This is a genomic window from Salibacterium qingdaonense, from assembly GCF_900114715.1.
GTDB classification, from domain to species: Bacteria; Bacillota; Bacilli; order Bacillales; family Marinococcaceae; genus Salibacterium; species Salibacterium qingdaonense.
Genome location: NZ_FOTY01000003.1, coordinates 92,426 through 113,337, shown reverse-complemented (window position 1 = coordinate 113,337; position 20,912 = coordinate 92,426). Strand labels below are relative to the sequence as shown.

The window sequence follows — 20,912 nt, the reverse complement described above, 5'->3', positions numbered from 1 at the left end:
GACGATGACATTTCAGATAATGATCAACCTTCTTATGGCTCTGATCTGGATGTTTATGAACGATGCCTGGACCTTCGCATCATTTATCAGCGGATATGCTATCGGTGTGGCTGTGCTGTTTTTTCTACGGGGATTCTTTCCGCAGCGTTTTTACTTCGGCTGGATCTATTCGGTGGTGAAGCTCATTCTAATCTTTCTGAAGGAATTGGTTCTTTCCGCTGCTGAAGTGGTGGGACAGATTCTGCAGCCGAAACTGAAAATCAAGCCGGGTATTTTCGCCATGGACATCCATCTTCAGCGTAACTGGGAGGTGACGGTGCTGTCCTGTTTAATCACGCTGACACCAGGGACGCTCGTCGTCGATGTCTCCCCGGATAATAAAACATTGTACATCCATGCGATGCACCTGCCCGATACAGAAGCTGCCAAACAGGATATCCGGGAATCTTTTGAAAAAGCAATTCAGGAGGTGAGCCGCACGTGATACAAGGAATACTTACGGCATCAGCCGCCATTCTTTCCCTTTCCATCCTTTTGACATTATTCCGAGTAGCCAAAGGACCTTCCATGCCTGACCGGGTCCTGGCTTTGGATATGATGGGAATTAACCTGATCAGTCTCACAGCCGTCGTCTCCCTCATTCAGGACACGACAGCCTATCTTGAAGTGGCCCTGCTTCTTGGGATACTGGCTTTCATTGGGACCGTAGCGTTTTCTAAATTTATCGAAAAGGGTGTTGTCATTGAACGCAGACGAGATTAGCAGCTGGATTATCAGCATCATCGTGCTGACAGGGTCTGTTTTGAGTTTGATCAGCGCCTTTGGTCTGATACGCCTGCCCGATATCTATACAAGGAGCCATGCGGCAACAAAGGCTTCCACATTAAGTGTTATGTGTATTCTGATTGCTGCCTTTCTTTTCTTTGCAGTGGGCGAAGGGTTGTACAGCGCCCGGATACTGCTCGGTATCGTATTTGTTTTCATAACAGCTCCGGTCGGAGGTCATTTGATTTCAAGAGCGGCCTACCACACCGGTGTCACATTATGGGACTCCAGCATTCAGGATCAGTTAAAGGAGAAAAAACGGAAGCAGCGTCCTTCTTCACGTTCCTGACTTACTAAAAATGTAAAACCTTCATTTGTCGAGGGTTATAAAATGATGACATTTGACGATACTAGACGTAAATCTCGCGTATTTTTTATGTAATTTCCCCGTCATTACTTGACATATCAAGGATTCGTAAGTAAATTTGTATTGTAAAGGCTCTATATTCTTGGAAAGAAAGGAAGTTATGTAATGAATAAGACAGACTTGATCAATGCTGTCTCCGAACAGGCAGACATTTCGAAAAAGGATGCTTCCAAAGCAGTAGATGCCGTATTCGACAGCATCACAGAAACGTTGAAAAAAGGCGATAAAATCCAGCTCGTTGGATTTGGAAGTTTTGAAGTACGTGAACGTGCGGCACGTAAAGGACGCAACCCGCAGACAGGGGACGAAATCGAGATTCCTTCCACGAAGAACCCTGCCTTCCGTCCAGGAAAGCAACTGAAAGATGCTGTTAACTAATCAGGACAATGAAGGCTCCCTTGAAACGTGAGGGAAACATATCCAAAGAGCCGAAAAATACACACGGGAGCCTTTCCTGCTTTCAAAGCTTCTCTCTCCATTCGGAGGGAGGAGCTTTTTTGTGATCATCTCGTACACTGCAGTGCCTGCTGTCAGCATGAAAATATTAATTGCGGAGTAGCTTTCCCAAATTAAGCGTCACCTTTCTTTCCATTTTTTCATTCCACTTTTACAAAACTGGAGTCATTAATACATAAATCGCATCGTAAGAAAAAATAGAGGACAGAAGCCTCGTACTTCTGTCCTCTATTTTTTTAGTAATAAGGATAATAGGAACCGTATGAATAGGGGCTGACATACGGAAGCAGCGCCAGCGCTGCCAGCGCTCCCAGTGGAAACTGTCTGCGGCGGAAACGACGATATCTCCGGCGCTCCGGACCGTAGCCGTAGCCTCCCCCATATTGTCGGCTGCTCTCGTTCTCATGGCTGTCTGCCATCATCGTTTCTCCGACAAGCATCTGCATTTTTTCGGAGTCCACATTTTCAATAATACCATCTGCTGTGCTGCCGTCCTTGAATGTGACTACGACATCGTGATACATGTACTGTGTGCACTGTTTCTGCATATTGCGTTCATATTCATGGTCCCACCGGGGTTGATAACCATTCTGCATCTAAACTCTCTCCTTTCATCAATCGCTTCAGCAACATGATATTCACCTATACCTGAATGGGTGTGTAGTTTTGATATTACTTCATAAAATTTATTTTGTTGTTTCCGGCAGATGATCCATATTTCTGCTGTTTATAAAACTCCTGAAATAATTTAAGAAGCGCTCGCTTTTCAATGCGGGAGACGTAACTCCGGGAAATACCGAGCTCTTTTGCAATTTCACGCTGGGTTCTTTCTTTTTCTTTTTCCAACCCGAACCGGAAGACGATGACTTCTTTTTCGCGTTCATCAAGAACATCCATAAAGGCAACGACCTGCTTTTTTTCCATATTCAGCTGAATCAGATCGGCCACATCAGGACCGTCTTCCTCAAGCACATCGATGAGAGAAATTTCATTGCCTTCTTTATCACTTCCTATCGGATCGTGCAGGGAGATGTCCTTTTTCACCTTTTTGAGCGCCCGCAGATGCATAAGTATTTCATTTTCAACACACCTGGCCGCGTAGGTAGCAAGTTTCGTTCCTTTTTCAGGCGAATAGCTCTCAATACCTTTAATAAGGCCGATGGTGCCGATCGAGATCAGATCCTCGGTGTCTTCCTTGGCATTTTCAAATTTCTTGACGATATGGGCCACAAGACGAAGATTATGTTCGATCAACAGATTGCGGGAGTACTGGTCCCCCTGCTGCATTCGTTCCAGATGTATTTTCTCTTCTTCTTTCGGCAGCGGCTGTGGAAAGGCATTGTTTTTAACATACGAGACAAACATCGCCAGTTCCTTCATAATGAGCAGTGCGGCAGCAACAATTCCGGACAATGGTATCGCCTCCTCTCTTTAACATTGTATGCAGCGGAGGAGGTTTCGTTGTTTGTCCAGACGGCATTGTTTTTATCTCCTTTATTAGGGGAAACTGAAACATAGATTAAATACGGAACGGAGGTTGTCAGACATGAATATTTCTTTAAGTTCACCTGCTTTAAAATGGTTTGAACAGGAAATGGAGGCCGGAGAGGGGGATTCGATTCGGTTTTTCGCCCGTTACGGCGGGCACTCCCCTATCCATCCGGGCTTTTCCCTCGGTGTAACCAAGGCCGAGCCCTTTGAACCGTGGGCGCAGACGACAAAGAACGGTATTGTTTTTTATATAGAGGAAAAGGATAAATGGTATTTTGAAGGGTACGACCTGCACGTAAAATACAGCCGCAAACACGATGTGGTTGACTACGAGTACGTAGACGAAAAATAAAAAAGGGCTGTCCGGAAAGCGAATGTCCGGACAGCTTCAAGTGGAGAGAGATGCCAACAAGGAAAGTAAAAGTCGGCAAAAGGAATAGGAGTTTCCTTAATTGTTAGTATAAGATGATATACATTGCTTTTCATTCAGTTTGTCAGATTACCTCCCCTTTTTTCTCCATCGCATCCGGGTTGTGTTCGTTGAGGTTTTTCCTTATCTTTACTATACTAATTTCACAACATTTCCCCGAACACGTCTAATCCTTCCTGCATTCCTATGGAGATATTGTTCGTGAGACCTGGAGGGGAAAGGGAAGAAAAGGAGGACGTTTCATTGGCTGATCAAAAACGTGCTGTAACGCCTGAGGACATTAAGAAGATTCGTGTTGTTCACGATCCTCATTTATCAAGCGACGGGGAAAAATATGCGTACGTGCAAACATCCGTCCGCAATGATAGAGAATATAATTCGCATCTTTTCATTCATCACTTTACAGATGATATACCGGTGCAGTGGACATTCGGGGAAGTCCGTGATCATTCTCCACGCTGGTCCCCCGACGGAACAGAACTCGCCTTTGTATCGAATCGTTCCGGTGTCCATCAGCTCTGGGTGATGTCAGCGGCGGGAGGAGAACCGCGCCAGCTCACCAGCCTGAAGCATGGTGTCTCCGATCCGGATTGGTCGCCGGACGGAAAATACCTGCTGTTTACAACGTCCGCCCGGGCCGATGAAGATATTTTCTCCCATGAAGAAAGTCCGGATGAGTACGAAACAAAACCAGTTAAGATTGAGCGCCTTCGGTATAAAAGCGAAGGAAACGGCTTCCACCGCGGCAGAAGGACACAGCTTGCTCTGCTGGACATGAAATCAAAAGAGACTCGTATTCTGACAAGCGGTGCTTTCGACCACCATTCGGCCCGTTGGGCACCCGACAGCAGACAAATCGTGTTCAGCGCCAACCGTAATCCGGATGAAGACGTATCTTCGGTGCTCGATTTGTTTATTATCGATACCGAAACGAGTGACACCGTGAAGCTGACAGATTCAACCGGTGTATTCTCTAATGCAAGCTGGTCTCATGATGGGCACAGAATCGCCTGCATAGGACATGAGCTGGAATATCAGGGAGCCACCCTGAATCAGGTATGGATCATTAATCCTCTGACAAAAGAGCGCCGCTGCGTGACGATAAAATGGGACGTGCAGATTGGGGATGCGGCAGTGAGCGATCTGCGTGCCGGGCAGGCGGATCTTTCGCCGGTGTGGGCGAAGGACCAGAAACATCTGTACTTCAGTGCCAGTGAAAACGGAAATACGGGGATTTATCAAATGGATCTTGAAGGTGAAATCACACCGGTGCACGAAGAAGATAACCATGTATTTGGTTTTTCGTATCATCCCCGGCTGGATTTTTTCATTGCCGGAATCAGTGACCCGTCCAACCCCGGGGATTTTTATAAAATCGAAAAACCGGAAAAAGGAAAGGTCCGCCTGACAGACGTCAATGCAGACTTTATCCAGAGCGTGCACCTTTCTATTCCGGAACCTGTCGCAGCAAAAGCGGAAGACGGCTGGGACATTCAAGGATGGCTCATGAGGCCCGCTTTCTTTGAAGAAGGGCAGCACTACCCACTGCTCCTTGAAATTCACGGAGGTCCTCACGCCATGTATGCCAATACGTTCTTTCATGAACTTCAAATGCTTGCCGCACAGGGATACGTGGTGCTGTATACCAACCCCCGCGGAAGCCATGGATACGGGCAGACATTCGTTAACGCCTGCCGTGGCGATTACGGCGGAAAAGATTATACTGATTTAATGACAGCAGTCGATCAAGTCATCGAACAGTATGACTTCATTGATGAAGAACGTCTTGGTGTGACAGGCGGCAGTTATGGAGGATTTATGACAAACTGGATTGTCGGGCATACAAATCGGTTCAAAGCAGCCGTTACCCAGCGTTCGATATCCAATTGGACCAGCTTTTACGGTGTCAGTGACATCGGATTTTTCTTCACGGACTGGGAGATTGGAGCACGTGTCCATGATGATCCGGATAAACTTTGGGATCATTCTCCGCTGAAATACGTGCAGCACATCAATACACCGCTGTTGATTATGCATGGGGAGAACGATTATCGTTGTCCGATGGAACAGGCCGAGCAGCTTTTTACGGCGCTGCAGTATTTGGAGAAACCAACCATGTTCCTGCGTTTTCCCCAGTCCGGCCATGATTTGAGCCGAAACGGAGCTCCGGGCTTACGGGTGGAGCGCCTGAAGCATATGGCCGCTTGGTTTGAAAAACACCTTTAACCGTCCTAAGACGGGGAGGAGAAAGTGGGGGACCAAGGTTGAATAAAAACGATATAACCAGCCGGCTCTCCGGGCGCCGGCAGGGAATTATAGACGAACATCAGATGCGGCATTACGCTGTTTTCCTGCCGTTAATAGAAAAAGAAGATGACATCTATGTTCTTTTTGAAGTAAGAGCCAAACACATGAAACGGCAGCCCGGAGAAATTTGTTTTCCCGGCGGCATGGTGGACCGCACGGATAACAGTCCTGCCGAGGCTGCGGTTCGTGAACTTTGTGAAGAAACCGGCATACGTCAAAACGAGGCTGCCATTACTGGCAGCCTCGATAAAATCATATCTCCGTTTCGTCAGATTATTTTTCCTTACGCCGGTTTTCTGGATCCGGCTTCTTCATTCCAGCCCAACGAGGAAGAGGTGGATAAATTGTTTACCGTGCCGCTTTCTTTTTTCATAGAAACGAAGCCTGACAGACATCTCATTCACCTGCAGGTGGAACCGGAAGCCGGGTTTCCATTCGAGTCCATTCCAAACGGAAAACGTTATGCGTGGAGTGCCGGAACACATCATGAGTATTTTTATTATTACGGCTCCTACGTCATCTGGGGGCTGACCGCCAGAATCATGAAACATTTCGTAGACGAAACAGCCTCTCCTTGATTACAACTGCTGATTTTCCTCTTCCGCCCGCTGCCGTTCTTTACTCCCCGCGTAGTGGAGTACAACGGAAGCGGTCGTAAATATACCGATGATAACCAGTATTTCAGGCTGTTTGGCTGCCGGAATACTTTCCGGAAGCAGCAGTCCCAGAAACAGAAAACAGGAAGCCGTGATTAAAACTCTGCTGAAGGAACGAAAATCTTCGGCTCTTCCTGCGTGAGCTGTTTTTGATTGTCCCATCCGGCTGACCCTCCTTTTTCTTCATCGTATCATAGATAAAGAGAAAGAAGATCCGGCCGTTTTTGGAGGGGATACCGACATTTTCCTCCTACTTCATTTTCTGCTCAATGAGCGCTGTCACAAGGGCTGCTGAGTTCTCCGACGCCTGTACGAGAAACTCCTCGTAGGACTGTTTTGCATCATTACCCGCGACATCACTGAGCGCTCGTATAATAACAAACGGCACATCAAAGCGGTAACAGACATGGGCAATGGCTCCTGCTTCCATTTCTGCACACTGCGGCTCTTCAAACGTTTCTTTCAAAAATGCAATCCGGCTGTCGGAGCTCATAAATGAATCGCCCGACAGAATAAGACCGTCTCTGACTGGAATACGTTCCGCGGAGGCGGCTTTTAATGTTTCCTCCATCAGTTTCTTGTCAGCATAGTAACCAGCCGGCATGCGTGGAACCTGTCCGTATTCGTACCCAAACACCGTGGCGTCTACATCGTTATAACGCACTTCATTAGAAACGACAAGATCCCCTACGTTCAGTGCAGGGTTAAGCCCGCCCGCGGATCCGGTATTGATCACAAGATCCGGCTTGTATTTTTCGAGTACGAGCGTTGTGGCAGCGGCTGCGTTCACCTTGCCGATGCCCGACTGGATAAGCACCACATCCGCTCCGTACATCTTCCCTGAAAAAAACCGGGTGCCGCCGCTTTCTTCTTCGCGGCGGTTTTCGAGTTTCGACTTTAATAATTCGACTTCTTCATCCATGGCACCAATTACTGCTATTTTCATGTCCTATACGTCCCTTTCCGGCTTGTTAATTTTCATATTTCCGGATTGGAATCCGCCCGCTCTACATTTACCGGTTTCCATCCTTCGTCTTCCACAAATTCGATTGTCACTTTGTAAGGTGTCTGTCTGTTTTCGTAAGTGCTTATATATCCTACGGCTCGATTGGATCCTCCACCGTTTTCAATACGCCAGGTTTCGGCTTCTCCACTGCTTAATCCGGCAGCGTAACGGAGTGCAGCTTCCATTTCCGCCCAGTTCTGACTGCTTGTATCGAAATCATGACGGAACGAGCCGGATTGCTCCGTGCCGATCGGCTCCCATTCTTCTTGATCAGGCCCGCCGCCTTCAGGAATGGATACAGTGTTTTCGGCGTTGTCACTGTTTTCGCTGTCTGTGTCATTACTGCTGCTGTCATCTGTTGAACGGCTGTCGTTTGAGTCGGAATTTTCCTGCGGCTGGTTTTCATTCTGCTGATTGTCCTGGTTCTGATCTTCCTGCTGATTGTTCGTGTTCTGGTTCTCCTCCGGTGCGGTCTGTTCCTGCTCCGGAGCCGACTGTTCTTCTGTTGTCTCATTTTCCGACGGCTCTGTCTCTTCATTCTGCTGCGGCTCTGACACGTCATTTTCCGCAGTTTCCTGACTTCCCGGCAGAAACAGCTGGACCGCAAAAAACAGAATAAGCGCCCCTACTGCCAGTATAGAGACATTCAAAACACGGTTCATGCGCTTTCGTCTTCTCATCTCATATCGATTTTGTTCATTAAATCCCTGATCATTGTTCATTCTTCTCACCTGCCTGTATGGTCTGGTTCCATAACGTGTCTACCCATATCATATAAAATTTTTTCCGATGTGGCGAGGGGAAAATAGAAATTATACCGTTTTTCCTATAAGAGTACCGTTATCATAAAGGATGCAGGACCGAAAAGAGAGCAGTGTCCGCCGGGCAGACACTGCTCTCCTTAATAAAGACAAAAACGTTACGTTACTTCCATGATTTCAACGTTGAACTCTCCACCAGGGGTATTCACGGTAACGTGATCGCCTACCTTACGTCCGAGAAGACTCTGGGCCATAGGAGAGTCATTGGATATTTTCCCCTCCAGGGGATCAGATTCAGCACTTCCGACAATGGTGTATACTTCTTCGTCCCCATCCGGAATTTCTTTGAATCTCACTGATTTTCCAAGTGCGACTTCCGAATTATTCGTGCTGTCTTCTTCTATAATAACAGCGTTTTTCAGCATCTGCTCGATTTGATTGATGCGTCCCTCTACAAACGCCTGTTCATCTTTGGCTGCATCGTATTCCGAGTTCTCCGAGAGATCACCGAAACTCCGTGCGATTTTTATTCGTTCAACGACTTCCTGCCGTTTTTCTGTTTTTAATTGTTCAAATTCTTCTTCGAGTTTACGTTTCCCTTCTTCTGTCATGTAGTGCTGTTTTTCTTCTGCCATATCACTGTCACTCCTCTTTCCAATTAATGCTTCTGCATCATCTTATTTTAAGGAAGCCGGAAAAGCAAACAACTTTTGGCTTTTACTGCCATTATCATACGCATCCTCCGGCTGAATTTCAAACCTTTTTAAATCTTTGTGCTGACGGCCAAACCATCTCCAACGGGAAGAAACGACGTTCGTACATCCGGATGGGCAGATAAATAATTATTATAGGCCCGGATTTTATCGACCATCGGCCGCAGTCTTCCAGACGCCTTTTCGGGCTCTGCCGTCAACCCTCTAAAGAACACGTTATCACTGATCACCAGTCCGTTCTTTTTCACATAAGGGAAATACGTATCAAAAAAATCTCTGTACCTGCCCTTGGCAGCATCAATAAAGAGTACATCAAACTCATCTTCTTCGTCAAGAAAAGGCTCCCCATCGAGAGCATCTCCAGCGTAAAATGACGTTTTGTCAGCCAAGCCGCTTCTTTCCCTGAATTCAAGCGCTCTCGCATGTGCTGCTTCATTCTTTTCCACAGATGTGACATGGACATCAGGAAGGGCTGAGGCCATCCGAAGGGCGGAATAGCCGATTGCTGTCCCTATTTCGAGAATACAGCGGCTGTCATGGAGCTTTAAAAGCTGCAACACAACTTCCAACGCGTCTTTTTCCATAATGGGAATGTTTTCGTGCTGTGCCAAAGCTTCCATATTACGAAAAAGTGTATGATCTCTTCCGTGCAGAAATTCCATATACGTTTGTATTGCTGATTGATCTTTCATAGACTGTCCTCTGTATTTTTGATTTTGGGAGTGGAAACAGGTTTCCCTGCTTGTTTTACAAGGATTCCCTATTTATTTTTATTACAAAATACGGCCTCCCCCTTTGTCGATCGGAGAAGCCGTTATGCGGATTTGTTTATGCCCTCATGTCCGCCTTGTTTCACTTATTCCTCCCGGGCTTCCACCCATTCCTGCCGGTATTGTTCCTGTACCTCGCGGTGGTCTTCATACTTTTCATTATAAATGACTTCTCCACCGGGCCGTGCATAGAAAAAGAGATAGTTATTATCTTCAGGGTTCATGACGGCTTTCAGGGAAGAACGTCCCGGGCTGGCTATTGGTCCCGGGGGAATTCCGGTATGTTGATACGTGTTAAAAGGAGAATCCGTTTGCAGATCTTCTGATGACGTCATGTAGTTATGCTCTCCCATCGCATAAGAAACCGTTGGATCGACTTCCAAACGCATTCCTTCTTCCAGTCTGTTGAACAGTACGCCGGCAATTTTCGGCCGGTCTTCTTTCTGCCTGGCTTCACGTTCGACAATGGAAGCAAGTGTCAGGAGTTCATGGAACGTATAGTCCGACTCCTCCACTTGTTCCGAAAATTCTACCATAATTTCCTCTGTTTGTTCAATCATCCGTGCAGCGATTTCTTCAATTGATGCATTTTCGTCAACAAATTCATAGGTGGCAGGAAACAGATAGCCTTCAAGCGGATATCGTATTTCTTCATTCAACACCGTTTCTGTTAAAGCATCATATTCTTCAATCAGCTGATTCAGATACTCTTCATCCGCAAGCTTCGTCTTGATTTCTTCGACGTCATGGGGACCTGCCTCTGCCATCGTCTGAACGATGTCCTCATACCACGTTCCTTCTGGAACCGTAAAGGAAAAAGAGGCCTCTTTCATCATTGTTCCTTCTTTCAGCTGGTCAATAATACTATCTATATTCATGGAAGGAGACAGTTCATACATTCCCGCCTGAAATCCTTGTTCGTTCTTATAGCGCACGTAGTACTGGAATACTGTCCCATTCTTTATTACGTCCGCATCTTCCAAAATGGAACCTATGTCGGAAGCGTTTGAACCAATTGGTATTTCCACTGACACCTGCTCTTCAGAGTCTTCGTCCACCGGCTTCAAAGAAGATGATATGTACAGCCAGCCCCCGATAGCAGCTGCCGCAGCCAGCGTAACAAGAACAGCCAGAGTGATTAGAATGATTTTTCTGACAATACGGGCCTGTTTTTCTTTTTCTGTCAGGCCTTCTTTTGTTGTTCGTCGGAACATTGCAGTCTCCCCCTCCCATCGATTCCATTATACAGTATTCGTCAATATTCTCCCGGAGACGAAAAAAATCCTGCGGAGCACTGCTCCGCAAGACTTCCGGATGGAGAAGACTTACTCCTCATCTTCCCCTGCACTGAATGTTTCAACCATCTCTTCGACCATTTCCCACTCTTCATCGCTTTCGATCGGATAAAGGGACAATTCCTCGCCCTCTTCCTCTCCTTCTTCGTACCGGAAAGCAAACACTTCAATTTCTTCCTCTTCACTCTCCTGATCCCCGGCAGCAGTAAGTACCATGTAGGAATAACCTGTCTCATTCACATCAAACGTAAAAAGCAGGTCAAATAAATGTTCATTTCCATCTTCGTCCGGAATCACAATACGTTCGTTTTCTTCTTCAGCCATTTTTATACCTCCGTTATATGGAACCTGATTGTTCCTGATCTAAGTATCCCTGTAAAATCATGACGGCAGCCATTTTATCGACCACTTTTTTTCGTTTTTTCCGGCTGACATCCGCTTCAATCAAGGTCCGTTCTGCGGCCCGGGTAGTCAGTCTTTCATCGTACATGGAAACCTGCACATCATACTCTTCTTTTAGTTTTTCGGCGAATTCCAGACACTGTTCTCCGCGTGGTCCGATTGTTCCGTTCATGTTTTTTGGAAGTCCGACGACAACTTCATGCGCTTCATGTTCTTTCAGAAGTTCATGAATACGGGGGAACGATTCCAGGGGATCCTCCCCCTTGACATGAATCGTCTCCAGTCCCTGTGCGGTCCATCTCAGCGCATCGGACACTGCCACTCCTATGCGCTTATTTCCAACATCGATCCCCAGTACCTTCATTCGTTCTCCTTCCTGTGCGCCGTTAAATAAGAACGTACCAGTTCCTCTATGATCTCATCACGTTCCAATTTACGAATCAGCGTCCTGGCTTCTTTATATCTTGGAATGTATGCAGGATCACCGGACAACAGGTAGCCAACGATCTGATTGATGGGATTGTACCCTTTTTCCTCCAGGGCATCATATACTGCCAGCAGTACGTCCCCCGCATCTTTGTCCGTCGTTTCGTCCTGGACATTAAACTTCATGGTGCTGTCATTATAATCCATTCCATACACCTCCTCTTCCTACATACTTCCGCTTTCTGTACGTACGGTCTCTACCGTAACAGCCGTTTTAAGCCTGTCCTCATTGTACACTAATTATTCCTGTTTAGGAAATGGATTTGAGAAAAGCAGGGGCGCCTGTACAGGTGCTGACTGAACCTTCCTCCTGCTGATCCAAAGGATGCAGGGCACCTGCACACAGGTTTCAAAACGCAAAAATCAGTGTTTTACAAACGACGCACAATGTCTTCCACAGCTTCCAGTGCCTCCGGGAGTTTATCCGGATTTTTGCCGCCGGCCTGTGCCATATCCGGACGGCCTCCGCCTCCGCCTCCGCAGATGGAGGCGGTTTGTTTCACAATATCTCCCGCTTTATAGCCCTGTTCTATCAGGTCTTTCGTAACGCCGGCAGCGATATTGACTTTACCGTCATTCATCGTGCCGAGCACAATAATACCGGAATCCAGCTGTTGTTTCAATTCATCCACCGTGTTGCGCAGACCATCCATATCAGGCGCTTCTACCTGCTTGGCCACGACATACACACCGTTAACAGTTGTTCCCTGATTCATCAGATTCCCCGCTTCGATATTGCCGAGCTTGGAAGAGAGAGAGTCGTTTTCACGCTGCAGATCCCGCACCTGCTGCAGCAGCGCTTCAACGCGCTGTGGTACATCCTGTGCTGTCTTTGCTTTCAGTTCTTCCCCTGTTTCCTTTAACAGAGTCAGCTGATGGTTGATATAGTCAAACGCTTTTCTGCCGGTGACCGCTTCTATACGGCGTATACCTGCACCAATACCGGCTTCCGACGTAATTTTAAAAATGCCGACCTCCGCTGTATTGTTTACGTGACAGCCGCCGCACAGTTCGACACTGTAATCATCGACCTGTACCACACGTACGTCTTCCCCGTATTTTTCCCCGAACAGCGCCATGGCTCCCAAGTCTTTTGCTTCTTCAAGCTTCATTTCTTCAATGACAACCGGAATCGCCCGGGCGACTTTATCGTTAACAATCTGTTCGATCTGCTCCAATTCTTCCGGTGTGACCTGTCCGAAATGAGAAAAGTCAAAGCGGAGATAGTCCTTTTCTACAAGAGAACCGGACTGGTTGACATGTTCCCCGAGAACGTCCTTGAGTGCCTGGTGCAGAAGATGGGTGGCCGTATGGTTTTTTACAACATCCACTCGGCTGCGCTCTTCCACTACGGCGTTTACATCCGCCCCCGTACGAAATGAGCCTTTTGTTACGGTAATGGTATGAAGGTTCTGGCCGTTCGGTGCTTTTTGGACATCGAGTACGTCCGCTTTTGCCTCATTGTGATAAAGAACTCCCTGATCTGCAACCTGGCCGCCGCTTTCGGCATAAAACGGGGTCTGGTCCAGGATAACGTGAGCTGTCATCCCTTCTGAAATCGTGTCGATGATATCCTTCTCATATACCATCACCTGTATCTCCGCTTTTGTCTGAAGCATATCGTAACCAATGAATTGGCTTTCGGCTGTTATGTCAGACAGCACCGCATCCTGGGTCTGCATGGATCCGCTGTCTTTTCTGGCTGCACGGGCCCGGTCACGCTGAGCCTGCATCTCTTCTTCGAACTCCTGCTCGTTGATGGAGAACCCTTCTTCGGTCACGTATTCTTCTGTGAGATCTGCAGGAAAACCATACGTATCGTAAAGACGGAACACATCTTTACCGGAAATAACACTGCTGTTATTTTCTTTCTCTTTTTTCATGATATCCGAGAGAATGGCGAGGCCTTCACTCAACCTCTCATGAAAACGTTCCTCTTCGTTTTTTATGACTTTTTGAACAAACGCTTCTTTTTCCTTCACTTCGGGATAATGATCTTCCATGATTTCTCCGACAACCGGAACCAGTTCAAACATGAACGCCCGTTCCAGTCCGATCATTTTGGCGTACCGGACAGCCCGGCGCAGCAGCCGGCGGAGTACATACCCTCGTCCTTCATTGGAAGGAAGCGCCCCGTCACCGATTGCAAAACTGACAGTACGGATGTGATCAGCAATGACTTTCAGGGCTGTATCATGGTTGTCAGCGGCACCGTACTTCACGCCGGCAATCTGTTCGGTGTGCCGGATAATCGGAAGAAACAGATCGGTATCATAGTTCGTCGGTGCTTCCTGAATGACAGATACGATCCGCTCCAGCCCCATACCCGTATCGATATTTTTCTTTGGAAGCGGTGTGTAGGTTCCATCCGGGTTATGATTGAACTGGGAGAACACGAGATTCCATATTTCAAGGTACCTCTCGTTTTCACCGCCGGGATACAGTTCCGGATCTTCCGGGTCATCCCCGTACGCCGGTCCCCGGTCATAGAATATTTCCGTATTCGGGCCGCTTGGGCCTTCCCCGATATCCCAGAAATTTTCTTCCAGACGGATGATTCTCTCTTCGGGAATACCGATATCCTTTTTCCAGTACTCATAAGCTTCCTCGTCTTCCGGATGGACGGTCACCGAAAGCCGCTCCTCTTCAAACCCAATCCAGCTCTCACTCGTCAGAAACTCCCAGGCAAATTCGATTGCCTCTTTTTTGAAATAATCTCCAATGGAGAAATTACCAAGCATTTCAAAAAAGGTGTGATGCCTTGCTGTCTTGCCGACATTTTCAATATCGTTGGTACGAATCGATTTCTGGACGTTCACAATCCTCGGGTTCTCCGGAATGACACGTCCGTCAAAATATTTTTTGAGCGTAGCCACTCCGCTGTTGATCCAGAGAAGAGTCGGATCTTCACGTGGGACAAGAGAAGCGCTTGGCTCCACATCATGCCCCTTTTCTTTGAAAAAATCAAGAAACTGCTGTCTTACTTTTGCAGACGTATGAACCGTCATACCATGATTCCTCCTGTCTTCATTATGTATGTACGAAAAAAATCCCGTCCCGCTCCATGCAGGGACGAGATGTCTCGCGTTACCACCCTGTTTACAGACTCCGTCAAAGAACCTGTCAACTTTTACGCTTTAACGCAGCGTTACGGCAGTGTTTATCTGCACTCCGGGCCAGCTTTCAACTGAACTTCCCGCCGTCTTATCGCAGCCTGGTAAAACGGTCTCTGTACGGGGGGTTCAGTCTACTTTTCCCTTCTTCACGTTCCATATGGTATTTCCATGCTTCTTTAGTTATATAAGATATCACGATATATGTCAATCTTCATTCTTTCTGCCGTTTTTATGAAAATGAAACGTACGAATGACGTGATGGACAACAACAAACAACGGGACAGCCAGAAGCAGACCGATCACCCCTGCTGCTTCTAATCCCAGCAGGAGAGCGAACACGATCATCAACGGATGTATATGAACATTTCTGCCGACAATATAGGGCGACAGCAGATTGCCCTCCACCTGTTGGATAACAAAAAGTACCGCTCCCGTCAGCACGGCTTTGTTCATCGATACTGTGCCCGCAGCGATAATCGCAGGAACGGCTCCAAGAATCGGACCAAAGTAAGGAATAATATCTGTTAAACCGATAAAGAGTCCGAGTATAAGAGCGCTTGGTATATCCATCCAGAACAGCGCAAACGTTGACAGCAGGCCAACCGTGCCGGCGACGATAAACTGACCGCGGATATAACTTCCAAGCGCCTCATCTATAGAAACAGCAAGCAGGTGGGCTTCATCCTGCCATTTTCGCGGCGTAAACCGCTTCACGAGTTTCTGAAAAGCACGGTAATCTTTTAGTAGATAAAACACGAGAAAAGGCAGGAGAATCAGTGTTACTGCAGCATCCAACAGGTCTTTCCAGTGCCCTGCCAGCCCGCGCAGGGTTTCAGCCGCTCTTTTCTCTGTTTCCTGAAAGGATATTTCAATATGATCATGTATCCCGGAAGGAAGCATATCCACCCGCCGGTGAAACCTCGTTATCCATTCATACGTCTGATCCATATAAAACGGCAAACTTTGGATAAACCGCTGCAATTCCTGAACCACAACCGGACTGTAATACCAGATGAGCCAGCTGCCACCGCCGAAAAAAAAGATGTACACTGCTAATATCGCCAGCGGACGAGGCACACGCCAGCTTTGCAGCGCATCAATTAGAGGATGCAGCAGATAAGCAATCACAGCAGCTGTCAAAAAAGGAAAAAGCACTCTTCCGGCCATGCCGAGAACCGGCATCCAGACCGGATGCAGCAGATAGACAAAATACAAGAGCACAAATATTAAAGTAATGATGACAAGGCGCTGCGTCCATATTCCTTTTCGTTCAGGCTTCATAAACGGTTCCACCCCTTTTTGATTAGGATGGAACAAAAACACGCGCTTTATGAATGCCGGCAGCATGAACCTTCTGTTAATCCAAGAATGACAAACAGGGACAAATCACCCTTCTTCTTTGAGGTACCAGTGCTTTCCAAACAGATCATTCAGGCAGCACAGAGAACCGTCCTCTTCAACCTGATAAAGGGTATATTCTCCGTTCTCCACCGTCCACTCGACGAAACAGTCCCAGCAGTAATAATGATTTGTTCCGAGTTTTCCTGTTAACTTTGATTTGCAGTATGGGCAGTGCATAAGGCATACCGTTCCTTTTCGTTATGATTTTAAAAACAGTATCCATCCTGCCCTTACCTGTCCTTTTCTATACGTTAAAAATGGGTCAAAACGGCAGCTTCATTCAAGTGTCTTCCCCTTCTTCTGACTCTTCATTTTCTGTCAGTTTTTCTTTCAGCATTGTATATCGTTCATCTTTACTGTCATTTTCAATCGCAAACCGTATGGCACGTTCCTCTCCTGCTATAATCAGATAGTCCCTTGCCCTCGTTACGGCTGTATACAGCAGGTTACGTTTCAGCATTCTCCGGTAGGACATCAATACAGGGGCCACGACAATCGGGAATTCGCTTCCCTGCGCTTTATGAATCGATGAACAATAAGCCAGCATAATCTGGTTCAGATCCTGACGGGAATAGGTAACTTCTTTTCCTTCAAAAGAAAGAACAATCTGCATCTGGTTATCGACAGTTTCTTTTGCTTCAAAAATCGCTTCCACCATCCCCCGGTCTCCGTTGTACACCTGCTCTTCGGGGTTATTGACGAGCTGCAGAATCACATCTCCCTTCGAGTAGACCGCATCGCCGAATGTCACTTTCCGCGATTTACTCTCCGGGGGATTGAACAGCTGCTGCAGCCTCCGGTTTAACTCGTGGACTCCGGCCGGTCCTTTATACATCGGTGCCAGCACCTGAATGTCCATCGGCGGGTATCCTTTTTTAAACGCGCCGGCACATACCTGCTCAATCAGGTCAGCCGCGTTATCTCTGCTGCAGGGGAAAAAGCGCCGGTCTTCATAGGCCGCCGGCAGATCCGGCGGCAGTGTACCCTGTTTAATGGAATGAGCCAGCTGGATAATGGACGAGCCTTCTGCCTGACGGTACACAACGGAAAGGGCGGTCACCGGCACCGTGCCTGAGTCCATGAGATCAGTCAGCACCTGGCCGGGGCCGACCGACGGAAGCTGATCTTCATCCCCAACAAGTATCACCTGCATCCCTTCTGGAATGGAGCGGAACAATTGGTTGGCAAGCCACATATCAACCATCGACACTTCATCCACAACAAGCAGCTTTCCTTCAAGCGGTTCGTCTTCGTCCTTTTCGAATACATCTTCCTCTCCCTCACCGCTGTACCCCAGTAGTTTATGAATCGTGGAAGCTTCCAGCCCGGTGGATTCTTTCATCCGTTTTGCTGCTCTTCCGGTCGGAGCGGCAAGCAGCACGGGAAATGGTTCATCTTTTTTATACTGCGTGCGGTCGAGTGAAAACTCATGAAGCTTGGAAAACATCTGTACAATGGCCCGGATGACCGTCGTTTTTCCGGTTCCGGGTCCGCCCGTCAATATCATAAGCTGAGACGAAAGGGCCTGTCTGATTGCTTCTTTTTGGTGCTCTGCATATTCAATGTTGAACTCTTCTTCCGTTTCCCCGAGCGCTTTCAGAAAATCTGCTTCCGAGTAGGAAACGTCCATTTCTTCAACAGCCGTCATGTGTTTTATTTTCGTTACAAAACCCTTCTCCGCGAAATAAAGGGACGGCAGGTACACGCGCTGTTCTTCTTCTACCATTTGGTCTTCTTCAATTAAATGCAGAAGAGGCGGTTGAAGCATGTCTGTCCCCACCTGGAAATCCTCCCCGCTCAAAAGCGCTCCGGCTTCTTCGAGCAGATACTCGTGTGGTACATAAACGTGGCCCCCCTGCATTGTTTTTTCATACAATACATACAGGAGGCCTGCTTTCAGACGCTCCGGATCATCCCGGCCGATTCCCATACTGCGGCCGAGCCTGTCCGCTTTCACAAATCCGATGCCCTCCACATCCCACACGAGCTTGTACGGTGTCTCCTGAATAACATCAAATGTCGTCTCACGGTAGGCATGATAGATTTTAACAGCCAGATCCATTCCGAACCCGTATTGGGTCAGCATCGTCATGGCTCTTTCCATCCCCTGATTCTCAAGCATCGCCTCGTAAATTTTCTGTCTTGTCTTCTCATTCAACCCTTTTATTTTTTGCAGCTTCTCTTTGTTGTCCAGGATAATGGTAATGACATTTTCACCAAATGTATCCACCATCTTTTCCGCTGTTTTCTCTCCGATGCCCGGGAACCGGTCACTCGCCAGATATTGGATAAAAGCTTCCCGTTCGGTCGGCAGCTCTTTTTGAAACGTCTGTACGTGGTACTGACGGCCGAATCGGGGGTGCTCTTTAAACTGTCCTTCAAAACGGTATCGTTCATCGGTTTCAATAACCGGAAAATGGCCGACAGCTGTAACCTTTTTTTCCTGACAGTCTTCAGAAGCTTCCTGGACTTTCACAAGCAGCACAGTATAGCCGTTTTCTTCATTACGAAAAATAATATGTATAACCGTGCCGCTGATATAAGATTCTCCGGCCATGGAAACATTCGTCATGGTAACCACCTTCCGGGCCTTATTCTTCCCGTAGTTTTTCCGCCTGTTCCCGTCCATGAAGGGCCAGCATATGATCCGGCTGTGCTTCGACTGCTTTATCAAAACAAGCAACAGCGGATTCCAGTTCATCGTTCATAAGACGTGCGACCCCGAGGTTGTACCAGGCATCTGCGTGCATCTCGTCCTCCTCTACTACCTGTTTCAGCTGTGCTGCGGCTTCCTCAATCTGTTCGGTCTGAGCGAGGCACATGCCGTAGTAAAAGCGTGCTTCGATGTCGGATGCGTCAGATTCCACCGCCCGCTGAAAGCACGCAAGCGCACGGGGGATTTTCTCCGTCTGATAATAGGCGAGTCCCGTCATATAGTGCAGACTGCCGTCATCAAGGCCGGCTTTATTGGCATTTTGGTACATGTGAAGGGCTTTGTCGTATTCTTCTGCATTATAAGACACATTTCCTGCCCCGTAATAAGCTGCGGCCGCCTCCGGATCTATTTTCAGGGCCTGATCGTAAAACGACAGCGCCCGTTCCGGTTCCCCGGCTTCGGCCAGAATATTGCCGAAATTAATATAAGCGGTCGCGTCATTCGGATTTTTTTCAATTGCCTGGTTCAGAAGTTCCAGTGCTTTTTCAAGTTCTCCCTCTGATATCGCCTGAATTGCCTGTTCATTTTCGTCCATATTGATTCTCCTTTTTCGAGCATAGTAAAAAGGGAAAACGCGGTTACGATCCCACGCTTTCCCCCGTTTTCACCGCTTCTTCAATGGTTGCACCTCCCAGGCACACATCCCCGTCGTACAATACGACAGCCTGTCCCGGCGTAATGGCGCGCTGTGGTTCATGAAACGCCACATAGGCACTGCCATCTGCTTTTGGATACACAGTAACCTCCTGATCAGGCTGGCGGTAACGGAATTTCGCCGTGCTGGTAAACGCTTCTGTGCGGTCGATATGATCAATCCAGTTGAATCCCGAAGCGTACAATCCTTCGGAATACAAGCCGTCATGGTGATACCCCTGTCCAACAACCAGTTCATTGTCCTGTAAGTTTTTTCCGATTACAAACCACGGTTCTCCGGGACCGCCGATGCCAAGACCCTGGCGCTGACCGAGGGTGTAATACATCAGTCCCTCGTGGGTGCCTTTGACGGTGCCGTCGGGTGTAACCATGTTTCCCGGCTGTGCGGGCAGGTAGGACTTTAGAAATTCCTTGAAATTGCGCTCCCCGATAAAGCAGATACCGGTACTGTCTTTTTTTTCTGCTGTGCTCAGGTCCTTCTCACGGGCAATACGGCGCACGTCCTGCTTTTCTAAGGCGCCAAGCGGAAACATGACGCGGGAAAGCTGGTTCTGGCTGAGCTGATTAAGAAAGTACGTCTGGTCCTTGTTCCAGTCCACTCCGCGAAGCATGGATACCGTCCCATCCTCTTCCGTGCGGACCTGTGCATAGTGGCCGGTTGCCACGTAATCGGCACCGAGCGTCATCGCGTGCTGCAGGAAAGCCTTGAATTTGATCTCCTTGTTGCACACAATGTCGGGGTTGGGGGTGCGTCCGGCCTGATATTCATCAAGAAAATAAGTGAACACCGTATCCCAGTACTTTTTCTCAAAGTTCACGGCATAGTACGGAATATCCAGCTGATTACAAACGGTAATAACATCGTCATAATCTTCTGTAGCAGTGCAGACGCCGTTCTCATCGGTGTCGTCCCAGTTTTTCATAAAAATTCCGATGACATCATACCCTTCATCCTTCAAAAGGGCTGCGGTGACAGAGGAATCCACCCCTCCGGACATACCGACAACCACTTTTGTATCCGCCGGTCGTTTATTGTTTTTCTCCATTTGTTTCACCTCCC

Annotated in this window: 24 protein-coding genes; 7 read left to right on the top strand and 17 right to left on the bottom strand. The window is 47.7% G+C overall.

The genetic code is table 11. The features are described 5' to 3' along the window. Positions 1-4: 4 nt before the first annotated feature. From BM058_RS03840 to BM058_RS03825, 4 genes are all read left to right on the top strand, one after another. Complete coding sequence (locus BM058_RS03840; RefSeq protein WP_090925701.1) at positions 5-484, top strand: Na+/H+ antiporter subunit E; 480 nt, start codon at positions 5-7, stop codon at positions 482-484. Then, positions 481-762: a Na(+)/H(+) antiporter subunit F1 gene (locus BM058_RS03835; RefSeq protein ID WP_177195418.1), complete on the top strand. Its 282-nt coding sequence runs from the start codon at positions 481-483 to the stop codon at positions 760-762. Before BM058_RS03840 ends, BM058_RS03835 begins: the two co-directional genes overlap by 4 nt. Continuing rightward, positions 743-1,114, top strand: a complete 372-nt coding sequence (gene mnhG, locus BM058_RS03830; RefSeq protein ID WP_090925700.1) for a monovalent cation/H(+) antiporter subunit G — start codon at positions 743-745, stop codon at positions 1,112-1,114. Before BM058_RS03835 ends, mnhG begins: the two co-directional genes overlap by 20 nt. A gap of 183 nt (positions 1,115-1,297) precedes the next feature. After that, entirely contained in the window at positions 1,298-1,570 is a 273-nt protein-coding gene (locus BM058_RS03825; RefSeq protein WP_090925699.1) for an HU family DNA-binding protein, read from the top strand. 314 nt (positions 1,571-1,884) lie between these two features. On the opposite strand, the gene BM058_RS03820 is transcribed toward BM058_RS03825, so the two are convergent. Then, the gene (locus BM058_RS03820; protein ID WP_090925698.1) at positions 1,885-2,244 is read right to left on the bottom strand and encodes a hypothetical protein; all 360 of its coding nucleotides are present in this window, start codon (positions 2,242-2,244) and stop codon (positions 1,885-1,887) included. 76 nt (positions 2,245-2,320) lie between these two features. Next, positions 2,321-3,061 carry an RNA polymerase sporulation sigma factor SigK gene (sigK, locus tag BM058_RS03815; RefSeq protein WP_090925697.1) on the bottom strand — a complete coding sequence of 247 codons (741 nt, stop codon included), beginning with the start codon at positions 3,059-3,061 and terminating at the stop codon, positions 2,321-2,323. Positions 3,062-3,194: 133 nt separating this feature from the next. Here sigK and BM058_RS03810 point away from each other — a divergent pair, with 133 nt between their 5' ends. The 3 genes from BM058_RS03810 (at position 3,195) to BM058_RS03800 (ending at position 6,454) form a co-directional block, all read left to right on the top strand. Further along, entirely contained in the window at positions 3,195-3,491 is a 297-nt protein-coding gene (locus BM058_RS03810; protein WP_090925696.1) for a HesB/YadR/YfhF family protein, read from the top strand. Between the two features lie 321 nt (positions 3,492-3,812). Next, positions 3,813-5,795 (top strand): S9 family peptidase, encoded by a 1,983-nt coding sequence (locus BM058_RS03805; protein WP_245736825.1) that lies wholly within the window; start codon positions 3,813-3,815, stop codon positions 5,793-5,795. Positions 5,796-5,833: 38 nt separating this feature from the next. Then, positions 5,834-6,454 (top strand): NUDIX hydrolase, encoded by a 621-nt coding sequence (locus tag BM058_RS03800; RefSeq protein ID WP_245736824.1) that lies wholly within the window; start codon positions 5,834-5,836, stop codon positions 6,452-6,454. Here BM058_RS03800 and BM058_RS03795 read toward each other — a convergent pair whose 3' ends face one another. The 15 genes from BM058_RS03795 to mnmA all read right to left on the bottom strand — a co-directional run bounded on the left by BM058_RS03795 (position 6,455) and on the right by mnmA (position 20,898). Then, positions 6,455-6,694: a YrhC family protein gene (locus tag BM058_RS03795; RefSeq protein WP_090925694.1), complete on the bottom strand. Its 240-nt coding sequence runs from the start codon at positions 6,692-6,694 to the stop codon at positions 6,455-6,457. A gap of 88 nt (positions 6,695-6,782) precedes the next feature. Further along, a complete protein-coding gene (gene mtnN, locus BM058_RS03790) occupies positions 6,783-7,478 on the bottom strand; it encodes a 5'-methylthioadenosine/S-adenosylhomocysteine nucleosidase (protein WP_090925693.1) in 696 nt (231 codons plus the stop codon). Between the two features lie 32 nt (positions 7,479-7,510). Further along, complete coding sequence (locus BM058_RS03785) at positions 7,511-8,260, bottom strand: YrrS family protein (protein ID WP_090925692.1); 750 nt, start codon at positions 8,258-8,260, stop codon at positions 7,511-7,513. Positions 8,261-8,457: 197 nt separating this feature from the next. Next, positions 8,458-8,934: a transcription elongation factor GreA gene (gene greA, locus BM058_RS03780; protein ID WP_090925691.1), complete on the bottom strand. Its 477-nt coding sequence runs from the start codon at positions 8,932-8,934 to the stop codon at positions 8,458-8,460. 128 nt (positions 8,935-9,062) lie between these two features. Beyond that, complete coding sequence (locus tag BM058_RS03775; RefSeq protein WP_090925690.1) at positions 9,063-9,704, bottom strand: O-methyltransferase; 642 nt, start codon at positions 9,702-9,704, stop codon at positions 9,063-9,065. A 164-nt stretch (positions 9,705-9,868) separates the two neighbouring features. After that, entirely contained in the window at positions 9,869-10,996 is a 1,128-nt protein-coding gene (mltG, locus tag BM058_RS03770) for an endolytic transglycosylase MltG (protein WP_090925689.1), read from the bottom strand. A gap of 111 nt (positions 10,997-11,107) precedes the next feature. Beyond that, positions 11,108-11,401, bottom strand: coding sequence for a DUF1292 domain-containing protein (locus BM058_RS03765; RefSeq protein WP_090925688.1), 294 nt, complete (start codon positions 11,399-11,401; stop codon positions 11,108-11,110). A 13-nt stretch (positions 11,402-11,414) separates the two neighbouring features. Beyond that, positions 11,415-11,843, bottom strand: a complete 429-nt coding sequence (ruvX, locus tag BM058_RS03760; protein WP_090925687.1) for a Holliday junction resolvase RuvX — start codon at positions 11,841-11,843, stop codon at positions 11,415-11,417. After that, positions 11,840-12,112 (bottom strand): IreB family regulatory phosphoprotein, encoded by a 273-nt coding sequence (locus BM058_RS03755; protein WP_090925686.1) that lies wholly within the window; start codon positions 12,110-12,112, stop codon positions 11,840-11,842. Before BM058_RS03755 ends, ruvX begins: the two co-directional genes overlap by 4 nt. Before the next feature lie 224 nt (positions 12,113-12,336). Continuing rightward, positions 12,337-14,973, bottom strand: coding sequence for an alanine--tRNA ligase (gene alaS, locus BM058_RS03750; RefSeq protein WP_090925685.1), 2,637 nt, complete (start codon positions 14,971-14,973; stop codon positions 12,337-12,339). A gap of 312 nt (positions 14,974-15,285) precedes the next feature. Continuing rightward, positions 15,286-16,362, bottom strand: a complete 1,077-nt coding sequence (locus tag BM058_RS03745; RefSeq protein WP_177195417.1) for an AI-2E family transporter — start codon at positions 16,360-16,362, stop codon at positions 15,286-15,288. A gap of 105 nt (positions 16,363-16,467) precedes the next feature. After that, positions 16,468-16,659 carry a hypothetical protein gene (locus tag BM058_RS03740; RefSeq protein WP_090925683.1) on the bottom strand — a complete coding sequence of 64 codons (192 nt, stop codon included), beginning with the start codon at positions 16,657-16,659 and terminating at the stop codon, positions 16,468-16,470. A 103-nt stretch (positions 16,660-16,762) separates the two neighbouring features. After that, the gene (recD2, locus tag BM058_RS03735; protein WP_090925682.1) at positions 16,763-19,054 is read right to left on the bottom strand and encodes an SF1B family DNA helicase RecD2; all 2,292 of its coding nucleotides are present in this window, start codon (positions 19,052-19,054) and stop codon (positions 16,763-16,765) included. 19 nt (positions 19,055-19,073) lie between these two features. Next, positions 19,074-19,733, bottom strand: coding sequence for a tetratricopeptide repeat protein (locus BM058_RS03730; RefSeq protein WP_090925681.1), 660 nt, complete (start codon positions 19,731-19,733; stop codon positions 19,074-19,076). Between the two features lie 43 nt (positions 19,734-19,776). Beyond that, the gene (mnmA, locus tag BM058_RS03725; RefSeq protein WP_090925680.1) at positions 19,777-20,898 is read right to left on the bottom strand and encodes a tRNA 2-thiouridine(34) synthase MnmA; all 1,122 of its coding nucleotides are present in this window, start codon (positions 20,896-20,898) and stop codon (positions 19,777-19,779) included. Positions 20,899-20,912 lie beyond the last annotated feature (14 nt).